Here is a 2,690-nt window from a genome sequence, read left to right on the forward strand (position 1 = left end):
GATCAGCGGCCGGCGCGCGCCGCGCAGCAGTGCGACCGCGGCGGCCAGCGAGTCGGGGTCGGGCCCGGGACGTCGCACGTGCCACACCCGCTTGGCGAACAACTCCTCGGGGAAGTCCCACGCCTCGGCCTGTACGTCCTGCGGCAACGCGAGCGTCACCGCGCCGGTCTCCGCCTGGTCGGTGAGCACCCGCATCGCGTGCGTCGCGGCGTGCGCGAGTTGTTCGGGACGTTGGATGCGGTCGAAGAACCGCGACACCGGTCGGAAGACGTCGTTGACGCTGATGTCGGCCGCGTACGGCAGTTCCAATTCCTGCAACACTGGCGAGGCCACACGCGTGGCGAAGGTGTCGCCCGGCAACAGCAGCACCGGCAGCCGGTTGATGGTGGCGAGCGCGGCCCCGGTGACCATGTTCGTCGCCCCGGGACCCACCGACGCCGTGCACGCGAGCGTGGACAGTCGGCGCCGGGTGCGCGCGAACGCCACCGCGGCGTGCACCATCGCCTGCTCGTTGCGCGCCTGATGGTAGGTCAGGTCGGCGGGTCGCTCCAGGAGCGCCTGGCCCAGACCGGCCACGTTGCCGTGACCGAAGATCCCGAAACAGCCTTCGATCAGCCGGTGTTCGATGCCGTCGCGTTCGGTGTACTGGCGGGCGAGGAAGCGTACGAGGGCCTGCCCCGTGGTCATCCGCACGGTGGTCATCGCGGTCCCTCCGCATCGCACATCGGCACGCGCGGGTCGCGTTCGACGGACTCCCACGACTGCCGGACCCAGTGGTGGTCGGGGTCGTCGCAGCACGCCATGGTGCGCGTCTCGTGCGGGCCGGCGAGCACGTTCAGGTAGTACATGGGGTATCCGGGCGGCGCCATGGACGGGCCGTGATAGCCACGCGGCACCAGGACCGTGTCGCCCTGGCGCACCTCGGCGAGCACGTCCACGTCGTGTCCGTCGTAGACCCGCTGGTAGCCGAACGGCCGCCCACCGCCCGAGGAACCCAGCTCGAAGTAGTAGATCTCCTCCAGGATCGCCTCGCCCTCGCGCTCTTCGTCGTGCTTGTGCGGCGGGTACGAGGACCAGTTGCCCCCGGGCGTGAGCACCTCCACCGCGACCAGCCGGTCGCACCCGAAGCCGTCCGGGGCCGCGAAGTTGTTGACCTGCCGGGACGCCGCGCCGGAGCCGCGCACCTCCACGGCCACGTCGCTCGCCGGTACGTACGCGGGGGCCAACCGGCGCGTACACCGCGCCGCGGGCAGCGCGAAGCGCCCACCGCGCGCGGACGTCACGCTCACGTGCGCGTCGCGCGGGGCGTAGACGAAGTCCGTCACCCGCGCGAACACATGCTCACGGCCCACGAGTTCGTAGCGCACGTCGTCCACGGTGACCACGCACGACCCGGCGAGCGGCAGCACGATCGTCTCCGCGTCCCCGGTCTCGAACCGGCGCGTCTCGCCCGCGCCCAGCTCCAGCACGCGCAGCGAACTGTAGGTCCAGCCCGCCGACTCGGGGGTGATCGCCACCCGGAAACCGTCGGCCGCGGCGGCCCCGTCGACCACGTGCAGGCCCGACGTCACTGTGCGCCTCGACCCAACAGGGACACCGCCGTGTCCACCGCGCCCGCCACGTCGCCGTTCTGCGGGAAGAGCATCGTGCGGCCGATGATCAGGCCGCGCACGTGCGGGATCTCCAGCGCCTTCTGCCACGACGCGTACATCGCGTCGACGTCGGCGCCGCCCTCGCCGCCCAGGAGCAGGGTGGGCATGGTGGTCGAGGCCATCATGCGTTCCATCTCGTCGACGACGGGCACCTTGAGCCACGTGTACGCGGACGTGCGGCCCAGTCCGGCGGAGATGTTGTTGACCTTCATCTGCGCGTCGGGAGTGAGGATGTTGCGGACCTTGCCGTTCTCCCGGACCGACATGAACGGTTCGATCAGCGCGAGGAGTTCGCGTTCGGCGAGTTCGTTGACGGCGTTCGCGGTGCCGATCAGGGTCTCGGCGGTACCGGCGTCGGCCGGGTCCACGCGCAGCAGAATCTTGCCGCCGTCCAGGCCGCCTTCGGCGATGCCGCGCGCGTCGTACGAGCCGAACCGGTCGTCGAGTTCGAAGCTCGCGCCGGGGATTCCGCCGCGGTTCATCGAGCCGAGTACGAGCTTGCCGTCGAGCGCGCCGAGCAGGATCAGGTCCTCGACGATGTCGGGGGTCCCGAGGAAGCCGTCCACGCCGGGGCGGGCCAGCGCCTCGACGCAGCGGGCGAGCAGTTCGTGCCGGTCGCCCATCGCGGTGGCGTTGCCGCCGGCGGCGATCGCGCCGCGCGCGGGGTGGTCGGCGGCGAGGATGAACAACGGCCGACTGAAGCCCGAGCGCTCGAACTTCGGCCGGTCCTGCGCGGCGCGGCGGATCGCGCCGGGGTCGGTCAGGCGGGTGGTGACGACCGAGGCGATGTCGGGAGCGATGGTCACAGCTGTCCTTTGCTGGAAACGGAACCGGCCCCGGAAACGGAACCGGTCGTGGAGTCGGCAGTGGAACCGGAAACGGAACCGGTCCTGGAGTCGGTGATGGAACCGGTCGTAGAGTCGGCGGTGGAATCGGGAACGGAACCGAACGTGGAAGTGACGCCCCCGCCACCCCCGCCGCCCCCGGCCGCGGCGCGCCCGATCAGCGCGTCGATCTCGGCGAGCGTGGGCATCGCGT

Annotated in this window: 3 protein-coding genes and 1 pseudogene; all 4 read right to left on the reverse strand. The window is 71.3% G+C overall.

All coding sequences use genetic code 11. From position 1 onward, the window contains the following. A partial coding sequence (locus GT354_RS00755) for a thiamine pyrophosphate-binding protein (protein ID WP_272923727.1) occupies positions 1-702 on the reverse strand: 702 nt, incomplete at its 3' end. After that, positions 699-1,571 (reverse strand): 5-deoxy-glucuronate isomerase, encoded by an 873-nt coding sequence (gene iolB, locus GT354_RS00760; protein ID WP_346011769.1) that lies wholly within the window; start codon positions 1,569-1,571, stop codon positions 699-701. The genes iolB and GT354_RS00755, both read right to left, overlap by 4 nt. Next, positions 1,568-2,452 (reverse strand): deoxyribose-phosphate aldolase, encoded by an 885-nt coding sequence (locus tag GT354_RS00765; protein ID WP_346011770.1) that lies wholly within the window; start codon positions 2,450-2,452, stop codon positions 1,568-1,570. Before GT354_RS00765 ends, iolB begins: the two co-directional genes overlap by 4 nt. 2 nt (positions 2,453-2,454) lie before the next feature. Beyond that, positions 2,455-2,690, reverse strand: a pseudogene (locus tag GT354_RS53265) (hypothetical protein); the annotation flags it as partial.

The sequence above is a fragment of the Streptomyces sp. SID3343 genome (genome assembly GCF_009865215.1).
Taxonomy (GTDB): domain Bacteria; phylum Actinomycetota; class Actinomycetes; order Streptomycetales; family Streptomycetaceae; genus Embleya.